This is a genomic window from Pseudomonas laurylsulfatiphila (assembly GCF_002934665.1).
GTDB lineage: Bacteria > Pseudomonadota > Gammaproteobacteria > Pseudomonadales > Pseudomonadaceae > Aquipseudomonas > Aquipseudomonas laurylsulfatiphila.
This window is the reverse complement of the sequence record NZ_NIRS01000004.1, coordinates 482,796-499,334: the sequence shown is the minus strand read 5'-3', so window position 1 is coordinate 499,334 and position 16,539 is coordinate 482,796. Positions and strand designations below refer to the sequence as shown.

At 60.9% G+C, this 16,539-nt stretch carries 13 protein-coding genes; 6 read left to right on the top strand and 7 right to left on the bottom strand.

What is annotated here, in order from left to right; translation table 11 throughout:
- Positions 1-88: 88 nt before the first annotated feature.
- The 3 genes from CD175_RS17005 to CD175_RS16995 form a co-directional block, all read right to left on the bottom strand.
- Complete coding sequence (locus CD175_RS17005) at positions 89-817, bottom strand: aspartate/glutamate racemase family protein (RefSeq protein ID WP_104449780.1); 729 nt, start codon at positions 815-817, stop codon at positions 89-91.
- A 56-nt stretch (positions 818-873) separates the two neighbouring features.
- Entirely contained in the window at positions 874-2,415 is a 1,542-nt protein-coding gene (locus CD175_RS17000) for an NCS1 family nucleobase:cation symporter-1 (RefSeq protein WP_104449779.1), read from the bottom strand.
- Between the two features lie 565 nt (positions 2,416-2,980).
- Positions 2,981-3,721 carry a phosphoadenylyl-sulfate reductase gene (locus CD175_RS16995; protein ID WP_104449778.1) on the bottom strand — a complete coding sequence of 247 codons (741 nt, stop codon included), beginning with the start codon at positions 3,719-3,721 and terminating at the stop codon, positions 2,981-2,983.
- Between the two features lie 173 nt (positions 3,722-3,894).
- Here CD175_RS16995 and thrH point away from each other — a divergent pair, with 173 nt between their 5' ends.
- On the top strand, positions 3,895-4,512 hold the full coding sequence (gene thrH, locus CD175_RS16990) for a bifunctional phosphoserine phosphatase/homoserine phosphotransferase ThrH (protein ID WP_104449777.1): 618 nt from the start codon (positions 3,895-3,897) through the stop codon (positions 4,510-4,512).
- Positions 4,513-4,602: 90 nt separating this feature from the next.
- On the opposite strand, the gene pabB is transcribed toward thrH, so the two are convergent.
- The 4 genes from pabB to rloA all read right to left on the bottom strand — a co-directional run bounded on the left by pabB (position 4,603) and on the right by rloA (position 9,196).
- On the bottom strand, positions 4,603-5,946 hold the full coding sequence (gene pabB / locus CD175_RS16980; protein ID WP_104449776.1) for an aminodeoxychorismate synthase component I: 1,344 nt from the start codon (positions 5,944-5,946) through the stop codon (positions 4,603-4,605).
- 186 nt (positions 5,947-6,132) lie between these two features.
- Positions 6,133-7,119, bottom strand: a complete 987-nt coding sequence (locus CD175_RS16975) for an alpha-L-glutamate ligase-like protein (protein ID WP_104449775.1) — start codon at positions 7,117-7,119, stop codon at positions 6,133-6,135.
- A complete protein-coding gene (gene rloB, locus CD175_RS16970) occupies positions 7,119-8,654 on the bottom strand; it encodes an osmotic stress tolerance membrane protein RloB (RefSeq protein ID WP_104449774.1) in 1,536 nt (511 codons plus the stop codon). Before rloB ends, CD175_RS16975 begins: the two co-directional genes overlap by 1 nt.
- Positions 8,655-8,659: 5 nt before the next feature.
- Entirely contained in the window at positions 8,660-9,196 is a 537-nt protein-coding gene (rloA, locus tag CD175_RS16965; RefSeq protein WP_085716837.1) for a retropepsin-like aspartic peptidase RloA, read from the bottom strand.
- Between the two features lie 296 nt (positions 9,197-9,492).
- Here rloA and CD175_RS16960 point away from each other — a divergent pair, with 296 nt between their 5' ends.
- From CD175_RS16960 to prpF, 5 genes are all read left to right on the top strand, one after another.
- Positions 9,493-10,212, top strand: coding sequence for a GntR family transcriptional regulator (locus tag CD175_RS16960; protein ID WP_007971537.1), 720 nt, complete (start codon positions 9,493-9,495; stop codon positions 10,210-10,212).
- Positions 10,209-11,099, top strand: coding sequence for a methylisocitrate lyase (prpB, locus tag CD175_RS16955; protein WP_046816178.1), 891 nt, complete (start codon positions 10,209-10,211; stop codon positions 11,097-11,099). Before CD175_RS16960 ends, prpB begins: the two co-directional genes overlap by 4 nt.
- 164 nt (positions 11,100-11,263) lie before the next feature.
- Entirely contained in the window at positions 11,264-12,391 is a 1,128-nt protein-coding gene (gene prpC / locus CD175_RS16950) for a bifunctional 2-methylcitrate synthase/citrate synthase (protein WP_046042905.1), read from the top strand.
- 194 nt (positions 12,392-12,585) lie between these two features.
- Positions 12,586-15,180: a Fe/S-dependent 2-methylisocitrate dehydratase AcnD gene (gene acnD, locus CD175_RS16945; RefSeq protein WP_102698814.1), complete on the top strand. Its 2,595-nt coding sequence runs from the start codon at positions 12,586-12,588 to the stop codon at positions 15,178-15,180.
- A 66-nt stretch (positions 15,181-15,246) separates the two neighbouring features.
- On the top strand, positions 15,247-16,437 hold the full coding sequence (gene prpF / locus CD175_RS16940) for a 2-methylaconitate cis-trans isomerase PrpF (protein ID WP_095965144.1): 1,191 nt from the start codon (positions 15,247-15,249) through the stop codon (positions 16,435-16,437).
- Positions 16,438-16,539 lie beyond the last annotated feature (102 nt).

Genomic DNA, 16,539 nt, shown 5'->3' with positions numbered 1-16,539 from the left:
TCGCGAGCAGGCTCGCTCCCACATTGGATCTGCGACGTTCACAAATCCCCTGTGGGAGCGAGCCTGCTCGCGATAAGGACACCGCGGTCTAACGGGCAAACCGCCCCGGCCAGCCAATGATGTTTTTCGGCCGCGGCGTCGCATAGGTCCGCACCTTCGAGGTCGACAACCCCAGCCGCACCAACGATTCGGCAATGGTCACCGCCGCCGTCACCCCATCCACCACCGGCACCCCGGTACGCTGGCGAATCTGCTCGTCCAGCCCGGCCATGCCGCCGCAGCCCAGGCAAATCACTTCGGCCTTGTCCTGGGTCACTGCCAGTTCGGCCTGATGCACGATGGCTTCCAGTGCGCGCTGCGGTTCATGTTCCAGTTCCAGCACCGCCAGACCACTGGCCCGTACCGAGGCGCAACGGTCCCACAGGCCGGAGAGCTTGAGGCGGTCTTCGATCAGCGGCACGGTGCGGTCGAGGGTGGTGACCACGGAATAGGCGTGACCGAGAAACATCGCCGTGCTGGCGGCGGCATCGGTGATGTCCACCACCGGCACGTTGAGCAGCTCCTGCAAGCCTTCACGACCGTGTTCACCGTAGCCGGCCTGGATCACCGCGTCGAACGGCTGGTCGTAGGACATCACCCGGTCCATGACCGCGATGGCCGCCAGGTAACTTTCGAAATTGCCTTCGATGGAGTCGGCGCCGAAGTGCGGGGTGAGGCCGACGATTTCCGTGCCGGGCGACGCGACGGCTTGTGCCGAGCGGGCGATGGCCTGGGTGATGGATTCGGTGGTGTTGACGTTGACCACGAGAATGCGCATGGGGAGTCCTTATTGCGGATGGTTCTGCGGCCCGACTTTGTCGGGCCGCCATGGAGTTAATGGCTGACGTTTTCGACCGCGATGGCTTCGCCGCTGACATCGGCGTAGTGCGGTTGGCGCTTGGCGATGATCAGGTAGAGCATCCCGGCGATGCCGGCACCCACCAGCCAGGAGAATGGCGATACGTTGTGGAACCCGGGCACCAGGGCCAGGACGATGGCGATCAGGGCGGCGGGAATGAACGCCGCCACCGCGCGCAAATTGACACCGCGGCTGTAGTAGTACGCGCCGTTGGGGTCTTCGCTGTACAACTGCGGCACGTTGACCTGGCCTTTTCGAACCAGCCAGTAGTCGACCATGATCACGCCGTACAACGGGCCGAGCAGGGCACCGAGGCCGGACAGGAAGTACACGATCACCAGCGGGCTGTTGTAGAGGTTCCACGGCAGGATCAGCACGGCGATGGTCGCGCTGATCAGTCCGGCGCGACGGAACGTCAGGTACTTCGGCGCCAGGTTACTGAGGACGAACGCCGGGGCGACGAAGTTGGCCATGATGTTCACCGCCACGGTGACGATCAGGAACGCCAGGCAACCGAGTACCAGGAAGAAGGTGTTGGGGATCGAGGCGATGATTTCGGTCGGGCTTTCGATGATCCGGCCGTTGATCTGAAACTGCGCACCGCACAGCAGGACTGTGATGCCGGCAAACACCAGGATATTCACCGGCAAGCCCCAGAAATTTCCGACCTTGATGGTCTTGCGGCACGGTGAAGAGCGGGCGAAGTCGCAGAAATTGAGGATCAAGGTGCCGTAGATCGCCAGCCACAGTGCGCCGCCGGCAAAGATATTGCGCCACATCTCACCACCGGTCAGCGGCTCACGGATCGACCAGGCAATGGTCGCGTTGGCCTGGAAGTACATCCACCCGGCGAGGGCGGCAACGGTCAGCAGAATCACCGGGCCGGCAAACGCCTCGTAGCGGCGCACCATCTCCATGCCATAGGCCAGGATTGCCAGTTGCACGAACCAGATCGCGACGAAACACACCCAGCCCAGGGTCGAGAGGCCGAGGATCGAGTCGTGGTCATAGTCGGCGAACCCGGGATGGATAGCCGTCAACAGCACGCGAAAGACAACCGACGCGAGGTACGTCTGAATGCCGAACCAGGCGATGGCGATCACTGCGCGGATCAACGCAGGAATCTGCGCCCCGTGAATGCCGAAACTGATCCGGCTGATGACCGGAAACGGAACCCCGGTCTTTTGTCCCATGTAGCCGGACAGGTTCATGAAGCAATACACCAGCGCCGCTCCGATCCCCAGGGACAACAGGATCTGCCAGCCGCCCAGGCCCAGGGCATATAGGCCGATGGCAAAGGAGTAGTTGGCAATGTTGTGAACGTCGTTGGTCCACAGGGCAAAGATGCTGTAGCGCCCCCAGCGCCGGCCTTCGGCCTTGGTCGGTGCGAGGTCCTTGTTGTGCAGTCGGGGGCTGAGCACCACGGGGGAGTGATGCGCCTGATGGTCGGCGGTGTGGGTGGAATGGGGGGAGGGTAGATCCAGCGCGATATTGTTATTGGAGAGACTAGTACGCATTCCGGCAGGCTCCTGATGCTCGACGCCGCGATGACTGTGCATGAGCCTTGGCTCGACAAATCTTCGTCGCGGGTGGCGAACATCATTGGTTATGGGGCATCTGCAGCCTGTACGGGATAGGGCACTTCAGGCTTGCGGATCTAAAGTGTGTGTATGTTTTGTTGTGATTGTATACAAAACATGTATGCACTTAAGCCAGATCTGTGCCAGTCGAGCGTTCTATGAACGGCGTTGTTAATTTCGTTTTGTTATGGCTTTTCGCCAAGCCATTGAAAAAACGACAATATAAATTGACCGATTGAACAGGTATTTATTTTGAATTGGGGATTCAGGAGGGCGTGGCGGCGCACGTCGGGGGGAGGAATGTAACTTTTTGGGGCGTAGAAACTAAAAGTGCACACACAAATGGCACCTATGGTGACAATCGTGTGTACACGTTTTTGAAGCTGCAGATAACACTGTAGGAGCGAGCCTGCTCGCGATGAACCCGAGAACGCAGCGGGGTATCAGGCACCCCGCGTTATCGTTGACGACCATCGCGAGCAGGCTCGCTCCTACAGTGGGTTTACGCTTTGGACTTGCTGATGATATTCCCCGCGTGCAACCCGCATTCCTTCTGCGTCGCTTCCTCCCACCACCAGCGGCCTTCACGCTCATGCTGGTTCGGCAGAACCGGACGGGTGCAGGGTTCGCAGCCGATGCTGATGAAGCCGCGTTCGTGCAGGCTGTTGTACGGCAGCTCCAGCATGCGGATGTAGCCCCAGATCTCTTCGCTGGTCATTTGCGCCAGCGGGTTGAACTTGTACAGGGTGCGTTCCGCGGTGGAGAACGCGGTGTCGACTTCCATCACTGCAACGGCGCTGCGGGTGCCGGGGCTCTGGTCGCGACGCTGGCCGGTGGCCCAGGCTTTCACGCCGGACAGCTTGCGGCGCAGCGGTTCGATCTTGCGGATGCCGCAGCATTCGCCATGGCCGTCCTTGTAGAAGCTGAACAGGCCTTTTTCCTTCACGAAGGGTTCAAGTTTCGTGTAGTCCGGCGACACAAGTTCGATGTCGATCTTGTAGTGCTCGCGCACCTGATCGATGAAGCGATAGGTCTCGGGGTGCAAGCGGCCGGTGTCGAGGCTGAACACCTTGACGTTCTTGTTCAGCTTCCAGGCCATGTCCACCAGCACCACGTCCTCGGCGCCGCTGAAAGATATCCACAGGTCATCGCCGAACTCGGCAAACGCGAGTTTCAGGATGTCCTGGGCGGATTTGTTGGCATAGGTCGTGGCGAGTTCCACGACGTCGAACGTTGGGCTCATCAGGGCGGCTTCCTACAGGTCGGTGGCGCTGGGCGCTCTATATAGGGCCGATGGTAACAAAAAGCTGCACGGGCCGGGGCATCCTCTGCGTTGCGCAGGCAGGCCCGAGTCGCTAGAGTTCGGCAATCTTTTTGCTCGCTCGACTCAATAATCAATACAAATGGGAGTGTCTTGTGGAAATTGCCTGTCTGGATCTTGAAGGTGTGCTGGTCCCGGAAATCTGGATCGCCTTCGCCGAAAAAACCGGGATCGAATCCCTCAGGGCCACCACCCGGGACATTCCCGACTACGACGTGCTGATGAAGCAACGCCTGCGGATTCTCGACGAGCATGGCCTGAAACTCTCCGACATCCAGGAAGTGATTGCCACGCTCAAGCCGCTGGACGGCGCCATCGAGTTCGTCGACTGGCTGCGCGAGCGCTTCCAGGTGGTGATCCTGTCGGACACTTTCTATGAGTTCTCCCAGCCGTTGATGCGTCAACTGGGCTTCCCGACCTTGCTCTGCCATCGACTGATTACCGACGACAGCGGTCGAGTCACGGGCTATCAACTGCGTCAGAAAGATCCAAAGCGTCAGTCGGTCCTGGCCTTCAAGAGCCTCTACTACCGGGTGATCGCGGCGGGGGATTCCTACAACGACACCACGATGCTGGGCGAAGCCGATGCCGGGATTCTGTTTCATGCGCCGGATAACGTGATTGCCGAGTTCCCGCAGTTCCCGGCGGTGCATACGTTTGAAGAGCTCAAGCAAGAGTTCATCAAAGCTTCGAACCGCCCTTTGAGCCTGTAAACCCGATCCCTGTAGGAGCTGCCGAAGGCTGCGATCTTTTGATCTTGATCTTAAAAAACAAAATCAAAAGATCGCAGCCTTCGGCAGCTCCTACAAGTTATGCAGCGTTTCCAGCAGGATTTTCACCTTGGTGATCGATTCCTGATATTCGGCCTGCCACTCCGAATCCGCGACTATCCCGCCACCGCCCCAGCAACACACCTGCCCGCCCTTGACCAGCAAACTGCGGATGGCGATGGAGCTGTCCATCTCGCCGCGCACATCCAGGTACAACAACGAACCGCAATACAGGCCACGTCGGGTCGGCTCCAGTTCGTCGATGATCTGCATCGCGCGAATCTTTGGCGCGCCGGTGATCGAACCGCCGGGGAAGCTGCCGGCGATCAGGTCCAGGGCGTCGCGATCATCCGCCAGTTCACCGGTGACGCTGCTCACCAGGTGATGCACGTTCGGGTAACTCTCCAGGCTGAACAACTCCGGCACCCGGACCGAGCCGATGCGGCAGGTCCGGCCGAGATCGTTGCGCAGCAGGTCGACGATCATCAGGTTTTCCGCGCGGTCCTTGGGGCTGGCCAGCAGTTCGGCGGCGTTCGCGGCGTCTTGCTCAGGCGTAATGCCCCTGGGCCGAGTGCCCTTGATCGGGCGGGTTTCCACATGGCGCTGGCTGACTTTGACGAAGCGTTCCGGCGACAGGCTGAGTACGGCATCGCCGTCAGGCAAGCTCTGGAAGCCGGAAAAAGGCGTCGGGCACGCTGCGCGCAAGGCGCAGTAGGCGGCCCACGAATCACCTTGGCAGGGTGCGCGAAAACGCTGGGCGAAATTGACCTGGTAACAGTCACCGGCCTGAATGTACTGCTGGATGCGCTCGATGGCCTGTTGATACTCGTCAGCGCTCAAGTCGGCGGTCATCGGGGTGAGCAGTTTGAAGGGCGCGACGGCTTCAGGTGCCGGTTGGCTGAACAGCTCGATCAGGCGCTGATGCTCGTTGTCGGGCAGGGTCGGGTGGAATACCAGCTGGCTGGTCAGCGCAAGGTGATCGCTGACCAATGCCCAGCCGTACAGGCCGAAACGCGCATCGGGCAGATGCAGGTCGTCACTGGCCTGGCTCGGCAGGCGCTCCAGATGTCGGCCGAAGTCGTAACTCAGGTAGCCGATCAACCCACCGGCAAACGGCAACTCATAAGGTGCCGGCAAAGAGGCTTCGCCGAGGCGTGTCAGGTTATCGCGCAGGCGTTGCAGGAAGGCCTCGCCACTTTCGTCGGGCGCTACCGTCAGTTGTTCCAGCGGCCAGGCGCTGAGCAGGTCATAGCGGCCGCGGTCGGCGCTGGGGCGGCCGCTGTCGAGCAGCACGGCGCCCGGGGCATGGCGAATCGCCGCGAAGTAGTGGGCGGGGTTGGCGCGATAGGGCAGCGGGTGTACGGAGCAGGTCAACATGGGCGGGGGAGATCAGCCATTGAGGCGGGGTGGCGATTGTAGTCCCCTCGGAGAATTGCTCCTAGAGGGGATGTCGGGGAATGTAGGAGCTGTCGAGTGAAACGAGGCTGCGATCTTTTGATCCTGAAAAAACAAGATCAAAGGATCGCAGCCTCGTTTCACTCGACAGCTCCTACAGGGCGACGATCAGCCCTCGACCGCAGGAATATGCCCAAACATCTCCTGCACAAACGCCACGCGCTCTTCCACCGTTTCGGTCACGCCACGGGCCTTCAAGTCTTCCAGCCGCGCCTCGACCGCATGAGTACGCAACGTCAGCCCGCAGTCATTGGCAATCTGGATATTCAGCCCCGGCCGGGCGTTGAGTTCAAGGATCAGCGGGCCTTTTTCCTGGTCCAGGACCATGTCGACACCGATGTAGCCCAGCCCGCACAGCTCATAACAGCCAGCGGCAAGTTTCATGAAGCCGTCCCAGTAGGGCAGTTGAACCCCATCCACCGCGTTGGTGGTGTCCGGGTGTTTGTTGATGATGTTGTTCAGCCAGGTGCCGCGCAGGGTCAGGCCGGTGGCCAGGTCCACGCCGACGCCGATGGCGCCCTGGTGCAGGTTGGCCTTGCCGTTGGACTGGCGCGTCGGCAGGCGCAACATGGCCATCACCGGGTAACCCATCAAGACAATGATGCGGATGTCCGGCACGCCTTCGTAGCTGATGCTCTTGAAGATCTGGTCCGGAATCACGCGGTACTCGATCAGCGCCCGGTCGCGGTGACCGCCCAGGGAGTAAAGACCGGTCAGGATGCTGGAAACCTGGTGTTCGATTTCCTCATGGCTGATGATCCGGCCGGATACCGTGCGATAACGCCCTTCAAAGCGGTCGGCGATGACCAGGATGCCATCGCCGCCAGCGCCTTGGGCCGGTTTGATCACGAAGTCACTGCGACCGCCGATGATCTCTTCGAGATTGTCGATTTCCTTCTCGGTGGAGATCACGCCATAGAGCTCGGGCACATGGATGCCGGCGGCGATGGCACGCTCCTTGGTGATGATCTTGTCATCGACGATCGGGTACAGGCTGCGCTTGTTGTACTTGAGCACGTAGTCTGCGTTGCGCCGATTGATCCCCATGATGCCCCGGGCTTCCAGGGCCTTCCAGGTCTTCCAGAAGCCGAACATCAGGCGTCAGCCTTTTTCAGGAAGGCCTTGAAGCGCACCAGTTCAGTCAGGCGATAGCCGCGATAACGACCCATGGCCAGCATGAAGCCCACCAGGATCAGCAGGATCGCCGGGAAGGTGAACACGAAGTACACCAGTTCCGGCACGCTCATGATCAGGTGCGCCAGGGACGCGGCGAACAGCGTGCCGATGGCCACTTTCATGGCATGGCCACCGCCGCGCTCTTCCCAGGTGATCGACAGGCGTTCGATGGTCATGGTCAGGATCACCATCGGGAACAGTGCGACCGACAAGCCGCGTTCCAGGCCGAGTTTATGGCTGAGCAGGCTGATCGCGGCAATCAGCACCACCACGAAGGTCAGTACCACCGACAGCCGCGGCAGCATCTGCAGTTTCAAGTGTTCAAGATAGGAGCGCAGCGACAGGCCCAGCGCCGTGATGATGGTAAACAGCACGATACCGAAGCCGAGCTGGGTTTCGCGGAAGGCCAGGGCGATCAGCACCGGGGTGAAGGTGCCCAGGGTCTGGATGCCGATCAGGTTGCGCAGGATCAGGATCACCAGCACGCCGATCGGGATCATGACCATGATCATGAAGGTCTGCTGGGTTTGCAGTGGCAGGCCATACAACGAGTACTCGAGGAAGTTGGCGTCGGTGTTTTCGTCGGTCAGCTTGGCCAGGCGAATGGCGTTCATTTCGCTGTTGTTCAGGCTGAAGGTCACGTTGGCCTTCTTGCCGCCATCGACGGTGATCAGGTTTTCGTCGCCGGTCCACCACAGCAGGCGGTCGGTCGGCAGCCCTTGCTCACCGGTTTCCGGGTTGAAGTACAGCCAGTCGGTGCCATTGAAACTGCGCAGCCACAGTTCCGGTGTTTGCGGCTGGTCGGCCACCAGGCGGATGGTGTGGACCTTCTCGATCGGCACGTGGGCGATGGACAGCAGCAGCTCGACGGTTTTCGCCTTGTGCGCGGTGGATGGATCACCGGCCAGCAACAGTTTCACGTTGTCGTCGTTGAGGTTGTTGACCCGCTTGATGGCTTCGCCGACGAAGGTTTCGACGTCGGCCGAGTGCTGGCGAATCGGTGCGAGCAGGGCTTCGGCGGCGATTTTTTCCGGACCTTCGATGGTGATGCTGTCGCGAAAGGTCGGGCCTTTGATCTTGGCCTTCTCGCCGGAATAACGCTTGGTCAGCACCAGGCGGTAATACAGCGTCTGATTGCCTTTGGCCCGGCGTGCCGACCAGGTGACCTTGCGGTTGCCGTCGACCCGGTTCACGGCCACGCCGTAATTATTGGAGATGAAGCTCTCGTTGAGGCTGACGAAGTCGCGGCTCAGCGGTGGCACGAACATCTGGATCTTGACCGGATCCTTGGCACTGGCGACGAACTCGACCTTGGCGTCGATGTTCCACAGGTCGTCAGTGGCGTCTTCAGTCACCGGGATGCCCAGCACGAAGATCTGATAGGCCGTAACTGAAATGCCCAGCACCACCAGGATGGCGATCAGCAGTTTCAGATGAAGGGTAAGAGAGCGCATTTGAATTACTCGGCGGTATGAGCGTCGGTGGTGCAGGCAGGTTTGCCGGCAGCATATTTAAGGCTGGGGTCAACCAGTGCATCGAAACGCTTGAGCGCTTCGGAGCCAATCAGGAGCGGGTATTGGAACGCGCTGCGGTCGGTCAGGTTCACTTCGATGCTGCGCAGGGCCGAGCCCATGCAGATGTCCAGTTCGATCACGGGGCGGGCGGTGTACTTCTTGCCTTCCTCGGGGTCGTAGTCGCCGGCCCGGCGCTTGATCTTGCTGACACGGGCCAGCGGGCGTTCGATCGGGTGCGAATGGGCGGCGTCGATGGCCAGGTAAAACCGCACCCAGGATTCGCCGTTGCGTTTGAAACGTTTGATATCCCGTGCACTCAGGGAAGCGGTTTTCGCCCCGGTGTCGAGTTTGGCCGCCACTTCCAGGTCGATGCCATTGAGCGATGCGTACTCATTGAGGCCATACACAGTCTTTTCCCCGGCCATTGCGAACCCGGGCAGGCAAAGTAAATAAAGGAAGGCAGGGAAGGGCTTGAGTCTCATAAATCCTGGTGCGCAGCGGTCCGACTTGATTCAAGGCCCTGGCATCGCTGCGCAAGCTCCCTCGTATGCCTGGCAGATCTTTATGACAGGCAGTGCAGATGTGACAAACAAATGCGGCGGCATTCTAGCACGGTGGTTTGATGGCGCCAGCGCTGGCCGGTGGCTATAAACCAGCAGGTTGCTTCGTTATGGTGCAACCGGTTATCAGAAGATTGTCGACAATATCGATTTATCCTTTGACTGCGCTCCCGGTATTCGTTAGTTTTTGCGGCATTGGCTCACAAGGTGTCGACAATATGCTGGATCAACTCGATCCCCCGGTTTCTACGCAAGACGATACGGAGACACTTTCCGAGAACGTCTTCCGCCGCATTCAGGCGGCTATCGTCAAAGGCGAGATCGCGCCGGGCAGCAAAATCTCCGAGCCGGAGCTGGCGCGTACCTACGGCATCAGCCGTGGTCCGTTGCGCGAGGCCATCCATCGCCTGGAAGGCCAGCGCCTGCTGGTACGCGTGCCGCATGTCGGGGCGCGGGTGGTGTCGCTCAATCATGCCGAGCTGCTTGAACTCTACGAAATCCGTGAATCCCTGGAAGGCATGGCCTGTCGCCTGGCCGCCGAGCGCATGAGCCTCGAAGAAATCGACGAGCTGCGTCGGGTCCTGGAAACCCATGAACGTGACGAGGCATTCCAGGCAGGTCGGGGCTACTACCAGCAGGAAGGCGATTTCGACTTCCATTACCGAATCATCCAGGGCAGCGGCAACCGCACGCTGACCCAAATGCTCTGCGGCGAGCTCTATCAATTGGTGCGCATGTACCGCATCCAGTTTTCCACCACGCCCAATCGCCCGCACCAGGCTTTCGCCGAGCACCACCGCATTCTCGATGCCATCGCCGACCGTGACGGTGAGCTGGCCGAGTTGTTGATGCGCCGTCACATCGGCGCCTCCAAACGCAATATCGCCCGTCATTACCAGGACGGCGTCAACCCGACAGCCAAACGAGGTGAGTCATGAGTTTGAACAAGAGCACACCAGGCCAGCGTTTCCGCGATGCGGTCGCCAGCGAACATCCACTGCAAGTGGTCGGCGCAATCAATGCCAACCATGCGCTGCTGGCCAAGCGCGCCGGTTTCAAGGCGATCTACCTGTCGGGTGGCGGGGTGGCTGCCGGCTCCCTCGGCTTGCCTGACCTGGGCATCACCGGCCTGGATGACGTGCTGACCGACGTGCGCCGTATCACCGACGTCTGCGATCTGCCATTGCTGGTGGACGTGGACACCGGCTTCGGTTCCTCGGCGTTCAACGTCGCTCGTACCGTCAAGTCGATGATCAAGTTTGGCGCGGCGGCGATTCATATCGAAGATCAGGTTGGCGCCAAGCGCTGCGGTCACCGTCCTAATAAGGAAATCGTGACCCAGCAGGAAATGGTCGACCGCATCAAGGCCGCCGTCGATGCGCGTACCGATGACAGCTTCGTGATCATGGCCCGTACCGACGCCCTGGCGGTGGAAGGCCTGGAGTCTGCCCTGGATCGCGCCGCTGCCTGCATCGAAGCCGGCGCCGACATGATTTTCCCGGAAGCCATCACCGAACTTGAGATGTACAAACTGTTCGCCAGCCGCGTGAAAGCGCCGATCCTGGCCAACATCACCGAATTCGGCGCGACCCCGCTGTACACCACCGAGCAACTCGCCGCTGTCGACGTGTCGCTGGTGCTGTACCCGCTGTCGGCCTTCCGCGCCATGAACAAGGCCGCGGAAAACGTCTACACCGCACTGCGCCGCGATGGGACGCAGGCGAATGTCATCGACACCATGCAGACTCGCATGGAGCTTTACGATCGCATCGACTACCACACCTTCGAGCAGAAGCTCGATGCGTTGTTTGCCGCGAAGAAGTAATGAACACCCTGTACCTGTAGGAGCGAGCCTGCTCGCGATAGACGTCAACGATGACGCGGGAAGCCTGATACCCCGCGGTGTGCCGTCCACCATCGCGAGCAGGCTCGCTCCCACAGAAGAGCAATGAGTTTCCCCTAAAAAATTCAAGAAAACTGGAGACAGCAATGGCCGAAGCAAAAGTACTCAGTGGCGCCGGGCTCCGTGGCCAGGTAGCCGGGCAAACCGCACTGTCCACCGTGGGCCAGTCGGGTGCCGGTCTGACCTATCGTGGTTATGACGTACGTGAACTGGCGGCTGACGCACAGTTCGAAGAAGTTGCGTACCTGCTGCTGTACGGCGAGCTGCCGAGCAAGGCGCAACTGAACGCCTACATCACCAAGCTGAGCAAGCTGCGTGACCTGCCGCAAGCGCTGAAAGAAGTGCTCGAGCGCATCCCCGCCGACGCCCACCCGATGGACGTGATGCGCACGGGCTGCTCGTTCCTGGGCAACCTCGAGCCGGAGAACAACTTCTCCGAGCAGCACGACAAGACCGACCGCCTGCTGGCTGCGTTCCCGGCGATCATGACTTACTGGTATCGCTTCAGCCACGAAGGCAAGCGCATCGATTGCGTCAGCGACGAGCAGTCCATCGGCGGCCACTTCCTGCACCTGCTGCACGGCAAGAAACCAAGCGAGCTGCACGTCAAGGTGATGAACGTTTCGCTGATCCTCTACGCGGAGCACGAGTTCAACGCGTCGACTTTCACCGCACGTGTTTGCGCATCGACCCTGTCCGACCTGTATTCGTGCATCACCGCGGCCATTGGCTCGCTGCGCGGCCCGCTGCATGGCGGCGCCAACGAAGCGGCGATGGAAATGATCGAGCGTTTCTCGTCGCCGGAAGACGCGATCAAAGGCACCCTCGGCATGCTCGAGCGCAAGGACAAGATCATGGGCTTCGGCCACGCGATCTATAAGGACAACGATCCGCGCAACGAGGTGATCAAGGGCTGGTCGAAAAAGCTCGCCGACGAAGTGGGCGACAAGGTGTTGTTCCCGGTCTCCGAAGCCATCGACAAGACCATGTGGGAGCAGAAGAAGCTGTTCCCGAACGCCGACTTCTACCATGCCTCGGCGTACCACTTCATGGGCATCCCGACCAAGTTGTTCACACCGATCTTCGTCTGCTCGCGCCTGACCGGCTGGGCTGCACACGTGTACGAACAACGCGCCAACAACCGCATCATCCGTCCAAGCGCCGAATACACCGGCGTTGAACAGCGCAAGTTCGTGCCAATCGAACAGCGCTGAATGGTGGGAATGCCTACACAGGTCACTGAATGAGCCGGTGACCCTGTAGGAGCTGCCGCAGGCTGCGATCTTTTGATGTTGCTTTTTGAAGATCAAAAGATCGCAGCCTGCGGCAGCTCCTACAGAGGTCCGCGCTCAACTCGCAAACTGTGCCAGGCCCCACCTTTTGTAACTACCGTGACCGAGTCCTGACGATGAACACACAATTCCGTAAACCGCTGCCTGGCAGCCACCTGGATTACTTCGATGTCCGCGCAGCGGTCGAGGCGATCCAGCCTGGCGCCTACGACACCCTGCCGTACACCTCTCGTGTGCTGGCGGAAAACCTTGTGCGTCGCTGCGACCCGGCCACGCTCACCGAATCCCTGAAGCAATTCATCGAGCGCAAGCGCGACCTCGATTTCCCGTGGTTCCCGGCCCGCGTGGTGTGCCACGACATTCTCGGCCAGACCGCGCTGGTCGACCTCGCCGGCCTGCGTGACGCCATCGCCCTGCAAGGCGGTGACCCGGCGCAAGTCAACCCGGTGGTGCCGACCCAACTGATCGTCGACCACTCCCTGGCCGTCGAGCGTGGTGGCTTTGATCCGGACGCGTTCGAGAAGAACCGCGCCATCGAAGACCGTCGCAACGAAGACCGCTTCCACTTCATCAACTGGACCAAGAAGGCGTTCAAGAACGTCGACGTGATCCCGCCGGGCAACGGCATCATGCACCAGATCAACCTGGAGAAAATGTCTCCGGTGATCCAGGTGCGCGACGGCGTGGCCTTCCCTGATACCTGCGTCGGTACCGACAGCCACACCCCGCACGTCGATGCGTTGGGCGTGATCGCCATCGGTGTCGGTGGTCTCGAAGCCGAAAGCGTAATGCTCGGCCGCGCATCGTGGATGCGTCTGCCGGAAAGCGTTGGCGTCGAACTGACCGGCAAGCTGCAACCGGGCATCACCGCCACCGACATGGTGCTGGCGCTGACCGAGTTCCTGCGCAAGCAAAAAGTCGTTGGTGCGTGGCTGGAGTTCTTCGGCGAAGGCGCCTCCGCGCTGACCCTCGGCGACCGCGCAACCATCTCCAACATGGCCCCGGAATACGGCGCCACTGCGGCAATGTTCTACATCGACCAGCAGACTATCGACTACCTCAAGCTCACCGGCCGTGAAGACGAGCAGGTGCAGTTGGTCGAGAACTACGCCAAGCAGGTCGGCCTGTGGGCTGACAGCCTCAAAGGCGCGCAGTACGAGCGCGGCCTGACTTTCGATCTGTCCTCGGTCGTGCGCAACATGGCTGGCCCGAGCAACCCGCACGCCCGTGTGGCGGTTTCGGACCTGGCCGCCAAAGGCATCTCTGGTCAGTGGGACGATGTGCCGGGGCAAATGCCGGATGGCGCGGTGATCATCGCCGCCATCACCAGCTGCACCAACACCAGCAACCCGCGCAACGTGATCGCCGCCGGCCTGCTGGCGCGCAACGCCAACAAGCTCGGCCTGACCCGCAAACCTTGGGTCAAGTCGTCCCTGGCACCGGGTTCGAAAACCGTGGCGCTGTACCTCGATGAAGCCGGCCTGACCGAAGAGCTGGACAAGCTCGGCTTCGGCGTCGTGGCTTTCGCCTGCACCACGTGCAACGGCATGTCCGGCGCACTGGACCCGGTGATCCAGCAAGAGATCATCGACCGCGACCTGTACGCCACTGCGGTGTTGTCCGGCAACCGTAACTTCGACGGCCGGATTCACCCGTACGCCAAGCAAGCGTTCCTCGCATCACCGCCATTGGTGGTTGCGTATGCGATTGCCGGCACCATCCGTTTCGACATCGAAAAAGACGTGCTGGGTGTGGTGGATGGCAAGGAAATCCGCCTGAAAGACATCTGGCCGAGCGACGAAGAAATCGACGCGGTGGTCAAGGCGTCGGTGAAACCGGAGCAGTTCCGCCAGGTGTACATCCCGATGTTCGCCATCCACGAAGACACCGGCCCGAAAGTCGCGCCGCTGTACGAGTGGCGTGAAATGAGCACCTACATCCGCCGTCCGCCGTACTGGGAAGGTGCGCTGGCCGGTGCCCGTCCGCTCAAGGGCATGCGCCCGTTGGCGGTGCTGCCGGACAACATCACCACCGATCACCTGTCGCCGTCCAACGCGATCATGATGGACAGCGCCGCCGGCGAATACCTGGCGAAAATGGGCCTGCCGGAAGAGGACTTCAACTCTTACGCGACTCACCGCGGTGACCACCTGACCGCGCAGCGCGCCACCTTTGCCAACCCGAAACTGTTCAACGAAATGGTTCTGGAAAACGGCAAGGTCAAGCAGGGTTCGCTGGCCCGTGTCGAGCCGGAAGGCAAAGTGATGCGCATGTGGGAAGCCATCGAAACCTACATGGATCGCAAGCAGCCGCTGATCATCATCGCCGGTGCCGACTACGGTCAGGGTTCGTCCCGCGACTGGGCGGCCAAGGGCGTGCGTCTGGCGGGTGTGGAGGCGATTGCCGCCGAAGGTTTCGAGCGCATTCACCGCACCAACCTGGTGGGCATGGGCGTGTTGCCGCTGGAGTTCAAGCCGGGCACCAACCGTCACACCCTGGCCATCGACGGCAGCGAAACCTACGACGTGATCGGCGATCGCACGCCGCGCGCCGAGCTGACGCTGGTGATCCATCGCAAGAACGGGGAGCGCGTCGATGTGCCGGTGACCTGCCGCCTCGACACCGCCGAAGAAGTGTCGATCTACGAGGCCGGCGGCGTGTTGCAACGCTTCGCCCAGGACTTCCTCGAAGAGTCGGCGGTTGCCGTTTAACGCACGCAACACAGACACGGGACTTCAAGTCCCGTGTCTGCTTTCAGATCAGGAGTAACGAGCACCATGGCTCACGCAGCTCAAATCAAGATTCCAGCCACTTACATGCGCGGCGGCACCAGCAAAGGCGTGTTCTTCAGTCTCAAAGACCTGCCTGAAGCGGCACAGGTCCCGGGCCCGGCCCGCGACGCGTTGCTGCTGCGCGTGATCGGCAGCCCAGACCCGTACGACAAACAAATCGACGGCATGGGCGGCGCAACCTCCAGCACCAGCAAAACCGTGATCCTGTCGAAAAGCACCAAGGCCGATCACGACGTCGATTACCTGTTCGGTCAGGTGTCCATCGATAAGCCCTTCGTCGACTGGAGCGGCAACTGCGGCAATCTGTCGGCGGCGGTCGGTTCGTTCGCGGTCAGCAACGGCCTGGTGGACGCCAGCCGCATCCCGCATAACGGCGTAGCCGTGGTTCGCGTGTGGCAGGCCAACATTGGCAAGACCATCATCGCCCATGTGCCGATCACCAATGGTGAAGTGCAGGAGACCGGCGATTTCGAACTCGACGGCGTGACCTTCCCGGCGGCCGAAGTGCAGATCGAGTTCCTCGATCCGGCAGCGGAAGAAGAGGGCGGCGGCGGTTCGATGTTCCCCACCGGCAACCTTGTCGATGACCTGGAAGTGCCAGGCGTCGGCACCTTCAAGGCGACCATGATCAACGCCGGCATCCCGACGATTTTCGTCAATGCCGAAGACATCGGCTACAAGGGCACCGAGTTGCAGGGCGCGATCAACGGCGACCCGAAAGCCTTGCTGATGTTCGAGACCATTCGTGCTTACGGCGCATTGCGCATGGGCCTGATTGCCAACATCGACGAAGCGGCCAAGCGCCAACACACACCGAAAGTCGCCTTCGTGGCCAAGCCGGCGGACTACGTGGCGTCCAGCGGCAAGGCGATTGCCGCAGGCGATGTCGACCTGCTGGTGCGTGCGTTGTCCATGGGCAAGTTGCACCACGCGATGATGGGCACGGCGGCCGTGGCGATCGGTACGGCTGCAGCGATCTCCGGCACCCTGGTGAACCTCGCGGCAGGCGGTATCGAACGCAACGCAGTGCGCTTCGGACACCCGTCCGGCACCCTGCGCGTCGGCGCCGAGGCCAGCCTGGTCAATGGTGAATGGACCGTGAACAAGGCGATCATGAGCCGCAGTGCGCGGGTACTGATGGAAGGGTTTGTGCGGGTGCCGGGGGATTCGTTCTGACGCGCCTCTGAAATCACCACTAAACCCTGTGGGAGCGAGCCTGCTCGCGATAGCGGAGTATCAGACGACATCAATGTTGAATGTGACGCCGAATTCGCGAGC

What these genes read in the sequence shown, in the direction of transcription:
- rloB (WP_104449774.1), bottom strand. Translation starts at nt 8,654, where the DNA reads ATGCGCTCTCTTACCCTTCATCTGAAACTGCTGATCGCCATCCTGGTG.
- CD175_RS17005 (WP_104449780.1), bottom strand. Translation starts at nt 817, where the DNA reads ATGCGCATTCTCGTGGTCAACGTCAACACCACCGAATCCATCACCCAG.
- prpB (WP_046816178.1), top strand. Translation starts at nt 10,209, where the DNA reads ATGAGTTTGAACAAGAGCACACCAGGCCAGCGTTTCCGCGATGCGGTC.
- pabB (WP_104449776.1), bottom strand. Translation starts at nt 5,946, where the DNA reads ATGTTGACCTGCTCCGTACACCCGCTGCCCTATCGCGCCAACCCCGCC.
- acnD (WP_102698814.1), top strand. Translation starts at nt 12,586, where the DNA reads ATGAACACACAATTCCGTAAACCGCTGCCTGGCAGCCACCTGGATTAC.
- prpF (WP_095965144.1), top strand. Translation starts at nt 15,247, where the DNA reads ATGGCTCACGCAGCTCAAATCAAGATTCCAGCCACTTACATGCGCGGC.
- CD175_RS16960 (WP_007971537.1), top strand. Translation starts at nt 9,493, where the DNA reads ATGCTGGATCAACTCGATCCCCCGGTTTCTACGCAAGACGATACGGAG.
- CD175_RS16995 (WP_104449778.1), bottom strand. Translation starts at nt 3,721, where the DNA reads ATGAGCCCAACGTTCGACGTCGTGGAACTCGCCACGACCTATGCCAAC.
- CD175_RS16975 (WP_104449775.1), bottom strand. Translation starts at nt 7,119, where the DNA reads ATGTTCGGCTTCTGGAAGACCTGGAAGGCCCTGGAAGCCCGGGGCATC.
- prpC (WP_046042905.1), top strand. Translation starts at nt 11,264, where the DNA reads ATGGCCGAAGCAAAAGTACTCAGTGGCGCCGGGCTCCGTGGCCAGGTA.
- rloA (WP_085716837.1), bottom strand. Translation starts at nt 9,196, where the DNA reads ATGAGACTCAAGCCCTTCCCTGCCTTCCTTTATTTACTTTGCCTGCCC.
- CD175_RS17000 (WP_104449779.1), bottom strand. Translation starts at nt 2,415, where the DNA reads ATGCGTACTAGTCTCTCCAATAACAATATCGCGCTGGATCTACCCTCC.